Annotated in this window: 9 protein-coding genes; 8 read left to right on the top strand and 1 reads right to left on the bottom strand. The window is 45.1% G+C overall.

What is annotated here, in order from left to right; all coding sequences use genetic code 11:
• Positions 1-117: 117 nt before the first annotated feature.
• The 8 genes from QUB70_RS31630 to QUB70_RS31595 all read left to right on the top strand — a co-directional run bounded on the left by QUB70_RS31630 (position 118) and on the right by QUB70_RS31595 (position 3,888).
• Entirely contained in the window at positions 118-414 is a 297-nt protein-coding gene (locus QUB70_RS31630) for a type II toxin-antitoxin system TacA family antitoxin (RefSeq protein ID WP_332985735.1), read from the top strand.
• Positions 405-926: a GNAT family N-acetyltransferase gene (locus QUB70_RS31625; RefSeq protein ID WP_332985734.1), complete on the top strand. Its 522-nt coding sequence runs from the start codon at positions 405-407 to the stop codon at positions 924-926. The genes QUB70_RS31630 and QUB70_RS31625 overlap by 10 nt, the downstream gene beginning before the upstream one ends.
• 52 nt (positions 927-978) lie before the next feature.
• Complete coding sequence (locus QUB70_RS31620) at positions 979-1,449, top strand: hypothetical protein (protein WP_332985732.1); 471 nt, start codon at positions 979-981, stop codon at positions 1,447-1,449.
• Positions 1,450-1,599: 150 nt separating this feature from the next.
• A complete protein-coding gene (locus QUB70_RS31615) occupies positions 1,600-1,839 on the top strand; it encodes a hexameric tyrosine-coordinated heme protein (protein ID WP_332985731.1) in 240 nt (79 codons plus the stop codon).
• Positions 1,840-1,901: 62 nt separating this feature from the next.
• Positions 1,902-2,279 (top strand): hypothetical protein, encoded by a 378-nt coding sequence (locus QUB70_RS31610; RefSeq protein ID WP_332985729.1) that lies wholly within the window; start codon positions 1,902-1,904, stop codon positions 2,277-2,279.
• Positions 2,280-2,447: 168 nt separating this feature from the next.
• Positions 2,448-2,930 (top strand): transposase, encoded by a 483-nt coding sequence (locus QUB70_RS31605; protein ID WP_332985727.1) that lies wholly within the window; start codon positions 2,448-2,450, stop codon positions 2,928-2,930.
• 276 nt (positions 2,931-3,206) lie between these two features.
• A complete protein-coding gene (locus QUB70_RS31600; protein WP_332985726.1) occupies positions 3,207-3,554 on the top strand; it encodes a nucleotidyltransferase family protein in 348 nt (115 codons plus the stop codon).
• The gene (locus QUB70_RS31595; RefSeq protein ID WP_332975480.1) at positions 3,532-3,888 is read left to right on the top strand and encodes a HepT-like ribonuclease domain-containing protein; all 357 of its coding nucleotides are present in this window, start codon (positions 3,532-3,534) and stop codon (positions 3,886-3,888) included. The genes QUB70_RS31600 and QUB70_RS31595 overlap by 23 nt, the downstream gene beginning before the upstream one ends.
• Before the next feature lie 190 nt (positions 3,889-4,078).
• Here QUB70_RS31595 and QUB70_RS31590 read toward each other — a convergent pair.
• Positions 4,079-4,659: ATP-binding protein (locus tag QUB70_RS31590; RefSeq protein ID WP_332985725.1), on the bottom strand; the 581-nt coding region annotated here is incomplete at its 5' end.

The following is a 4,659-nucleotide window of genomic DNA, read 5'->3' as shown; positions in this document are numbered from 1 at the left end:
CAAATCCTCTCCCCCGATCCCCATCGGACCCTCTCCCTCTCTAATACCATAGGCAATCTAGATGCAACACAGCTTACTAGCTCTAATTACTGCTGTGTCTAGCCAGAGGTAACTGTTATGCACCCGCCAGCATCTGAAGGGTCAGTCAGCCAGACCCGCGATGTAACAATCAACATTCGGGCTCAGCCGAATCAACGCGCTGTAATCGATCGCGCGGCCCAATTACAGGGAAAGAGCCGATCGGAGTTCATGTTGGAATCAGCTTACCAAAAAGCTCAAGATGTGATTCTAGACCGCTGTTTTTTTGGGTTAGATGAACTTAAATTTAAGCAATTTGTGGCGCTGTTGGATGCACCGCCGACGCCAAATCTGAAGCTAAACGCATTACTAAAAACAAAATCTCCGTGGGATTAGATCGAGATTTAGACCAACTCTGCCCCCCTGAAAAACTGAACTCGTTACATCAAATTGAGAGTTTTGATTCAGGTAACAGTCAGTTAGATGAATGGCTAAAGCGCCGCGCTCTGAAAAATGAGTCAGAAGGGGCTTCACGGACTTATGTTGTGTGCGATCGCCAAGCAGTCATTGCGTACTATTGTCTTGCAAATGGAGCAATAGCACAAACTGCTGCAACGGGTAAAGTCCGGCGCAATATGCCCGATCCAATTCCTGTTATGGCGATCGGACGGCTTGCCTGCGATCGGGATTGGCAAGGCCTCGGCATCGGACGCGCTTTGCTGCGGGATGCAATTCTTCGTACTTTGCAAGCTGCTGAGATTGCAGGGATACGGGCAATTCTCGTACACGCTATCTCGGAAGATGCGAAGCAGTTTTATGAGAAATGCGGGTTTACTGTTTCGCCGATCGATCCGATGACACTCATGGTGAAAATTAGCGATGCCATTGCTTCACTTGAGCTAAAGTGACCGATCGCCATTTCAAGTTTGAGTTAAATCATCTTGTCACAAAATCGGTCAGATGATCGGCAAGAGTTCCACCAACTGTCGCCAAATCCTGCGACGGGCGAAGCAGCATCTTGCCGACCAACGTCCTCGTTTCCCAGTTTCTCGGCCTCAACAAAAGCAGATTACAGCCCAATTTTTAGATGCCTCCACCAAGGGGGACTTGCAAGATTTGTTGCTGCTGGTGGCGAAGGATGTGACGTTTAGTTCAGATGGTGGTGGCAAGGTGGTTGCAGTCCTCAAGCCGATACATGGAGCAGTAAAAGTGGCTCGGATGCTGTTAGCGATTCGTCGCAAATGGCTGCTTAATTCTGTCTCTCGCTTAGCCGATATCAACGGACAACCAGGCATTATCCAATATCTGGATGGCCGCATTCACAGTGTGATGACGTTTGAGATTGTGGATGGCTGTATTCAGTCTATTTACAGTGTGCGGAATCCAGAAAAGCTAGAGCGGATTTGCCAGGAGATATCTTTAGAGAAGTAACCGAAAACCGTCGCTGAGTTGATTCAAGTTTGAGCTAGCTCATAGAAGCCGTTAAAATGCCATTATACGATCGAAGCAGATCAACTTAGGGAGGTATTGGATAACAAATGCTGCTATTATAAAAAAGACACTAACTCAGGAGATTTTGACATGGATAATATAATGCCTCCAAATAATCCATCTGTTGTAAGACCACCCGAAGTTACATTAGTTCCCAATAACCCGCTTTTGACAGAGACACCAGAAGCAGGACGGCAACTGGCAGTCAAAATGGCACGGCTGATTATCAAAATGACTCAGCCCGATCGAGAAAAGCGCAACCAGTTACCAGAGGTTTATGGCAATGATGCCATGATGCTGATTGCAGTTGGTCACGTTTTTATTTCTTAGTCGGCCGAGGCAGACTTCGTTTGATAAGGAGCGATTTAAACCGCCGAATCATCTTAATAACCATGAAAACACTACTAAAAAAATCAGCGTTACTCCTTGCTCTACCAATCTGTGTCTTAGCTAATTTTTCCTTACCTGCGTCTGCTGATTCTACTGCTGACCTCATCCTCAGTACAAGATGCCAGGGTGGTTACAACATTAATATTTGGAAAAAGAAGGCTTCGGGTGAACTGCTATATCGCTCGACCAGTTCCAACGGTAATTTAAGTTTGGGCGGAGGTACTAGCAAAGCTACAGAAGGCGTTCGAGTCTATAAGTTTCGGAAGGGCAATTATCAATATTGGGTGTGGGATGGCACGTTGGATAGCCCGAAGTCTGGAACTTTAGAGGTGTACAAAAACAACCGTATCTTGATGCAGAAAGCTTGTACGAAAAGTTGAATCCTCTAGCCTGACTAAATTAATCGATTACAGACAACGGCAAATTAACAGGGAGTGCGATCGATTAAATAGCCTTGACTGTTTCTCTTCCAACTATGAGCTAGCTCATAGAAGTTGTTGTTTAAAAATGTCAGACTAAAGGTAGTTAAAGGTTAGGAGGGTAGCGATATGACTCTCACAAAATCAAACACAACTGCATCCCAAGTGGGAACTCTCGCCAGACTCTACCTGGAAGGTAAGCCAGCCGAAATTTCAAATGAAACCATCACCCAACTCTGTGATTGGCTCATGGGTGAGTTCCAGCAATTGACCTTAAATCTGCAATTTTCAGATTATATGCGTTATGAAAACGCTGAAGAGATGTTTGCAGATATTAAGCTTCAGCAACTTTGGGTATCCGCTGACAGTTACGATTCTGCTGTTTATCCCAATCCCATCTACGGGTTTATTTTTCAGGGAATGCACGATTACGACCACTACTTGACGGATAGTGACTTCAGTTTGGAAGGGGAAATCGCGGCTTACAACTTCACTGCAAAACGTGCGCCGAGTTTAGACATCCAAAAGATTCTCTATTCCGAAATTGTACTGCGATCGGCGGCCTATCTTTATTTGGGACATACGGCTGCTCCTAAGATTGTTTTTCCGTAATCGATCGCAGAGGTAAAATATCGTGCACGAATGTCCTTGTTGTTCTTATCCCTTACTACGGCACATTGACCACCATAAAATTTGCTGGTTTTGTCCACACTGTTGGGCAACGATGCCACCTCTTTCCGAAGTGAAAATTACTTCAAACATTAGCATAGGAGAAGCATGATGATGACCCAACATTGGAGCAGTTGTCGTTGGGTCTGAAGGCTCAGTCAGACCTATGATGTTACAATGAAAAGATGTTAGTTGCTCTCGTTGGAGGTTGGCTCGCGCATGGTTGAGTTGCAATCAGATTTAGAATATGTTGTGAGCGATCGCCTAAAAGTCTCTCTAGATGCGATCGCACAATTTTGCCAGCGCTGGAACATTGTCGAGTTTGCGCTGTTTGGCTCGGTGCTGCGGGATGATTTTCGCCCCGATAGCGATGTGGATGTATTAGTCACCTATGAGCCGTCGCACCGCCTCACGCTGTCTCATTTATTGGGAATGCAGGAGGAGATAGAGAATTTATTTCACCGTTCTGTGGATTTGGTGGAAAAAAAGCTGTTAAAAAATCCCTATCGGCGATCGAGCATTTTGAAAACCTATCGAGTGATTTATGCAACCCAACCAGCGGGATAGTGGTTCACTTTGGGACATGGCGCAGGCAATCCGTCTGATTCAAGAGTTTACGACTGATGTTTCATGCGAGACTTATCTTGAAAATGTTTTTATGCAAAGTGCCGTAGAGCGGCAGTTGGGGATTTTGGGGGAGGCAGCTCGGAGAGTTTCGAGCGAGTTTCAGCAGTCACATCCCGAAATTGATTGGCGAAATGCGATTAACTTACGAAATATTTTGGTTCACCGTTATGACCAAGTGAGTTCGGAAGTTATTTGGAATATTGTGACAAATATTTTGCCTAGTTTGCTGTTACAAGTAGAGGAATTATTGCCGACCTTACCTGATGATAGTTGAACGATCGTCCAAAAAAGCAAAATGGGCGATCGGGCGATCGCCCATTTTCCCAAAAATCAACTAGACTGCGAAATCAAAGACTCATCTTTTTTGTCCTTGGAGCGATCGACACTAAAATCTTCATAGTACGATCGCTCGGTGTTGACATTCCACAAGTCGTTTGGAATATTTATTGTTACAAATGTTTTCCCTAGTTTACTGGTTCGCAAAAATTTGGGTTAACTTCCTTTAATGGTTCAAATACCAAAACAGAATCGATCGCCCGTAGAGCCTGCGACATTCGCAACTCGTGCGCTCCTCCCACAGTAATATACCGCTTTCCTTTCTTCTGAAGAACCTCAACAAACCACTGGTGCATAGTCATCCGCAAATGTTCGCTTTCTCGCGTTCCATCCTGAACAAACCCGAAATCCGGCTGAGTCAAAATATACAAATCGCAGCGGCGGCTGTCTGCAATTTGCTCGATTGTCGGGTGTTCCGAACCAAGGTAACGTTTGTGCCAAATACAAGTAGCTAAAGCGTCTGTATCGCAGATAATGACTTTGTTAGCGCGAGTAGCAATATCGTCTTCTATAGCAGCTTGTTTTTTGGCAATTTCTACAAATTCATAGCTGTCCCAAATTTCAGGATCGGGCGAATATTCCCTGCCTTCCCAGTAACACCTGCCGTATTCGGGAACCCAAGCAGTTTGGTAGCATTGGTGACAAGTTAAGGAAAAAGGGAAATTGTCAAGGGTAGTATTGACATTGATCTGGATCGTGGGAAACTTAG

It is taken from the genome of Microcoleus sp. A003_D6 (genome assembly GCF_036702825.1).
GTDB lineage: Bacteria > Cyanobacteriota > Cyanobacteriia > Cyanobacteriales > Microcoleaceae > Microcoleus.
Note: the sequence above shows the minus strand (reverse complement) of the source record. Positions and strands in the feature narration are given on the sequence as shown.

What these genes read in the sequence shown, in the direction of transcription:
- QUB70_RS31610 (WP_332985729.1), top strand. Translation starts at nt 1,902, where the DNA reads ATGAAAACACTACTAAAAAAATCAGCGTTACTCCTTGCTCTACCAATC.
- QUB70_RS31600 (WP_332985726.1), top strand. Translation starts at nt 3,207, where the DNA reads ATGGTTGAGTTGCAATCAGATTTAGAATATGTTGTGAGCGATCGCCTA.
- QUB70_RS31620 (WP_332985732.1), top strand. Translation starts at nt 979, where the DNA reads ATGATCGGCAAGAGTTCCACCAACTGTCGCCAAATCCTGCGACGGGCG.
- QUB70_RS31630 (WP_332985735.1), top strand. Translation starts at nt 118, where the DNA reads ATGCACCCGCCAGCATCTGAAGGGTCAGTCAGCCAGACCCGCGATGTA.
- QUB70_RS31595 (WP_332975480.1), top strand. Translation starts at nt 3,532, where the DNA reads ATGCAACCCAACCAGCGGGATAGTGGTTCACTTTGGGACATGGCGCAG.
- QUB70_RS31615 (WP_332985731.1), top strand. Translation starts at nt 1,600, where the DNA reads ATGGATAATATAATGCCTCCAAATAATCCATCTGTTGTAAGACCACCC.
- QUB70_RS31605 (WP_332985727.1), top strand. Translation starts at nt 2,448, where the DNA reads ATGACTCTCACAAAATCAAACACAACTGCATCCCAAGTGGGAACTCTC.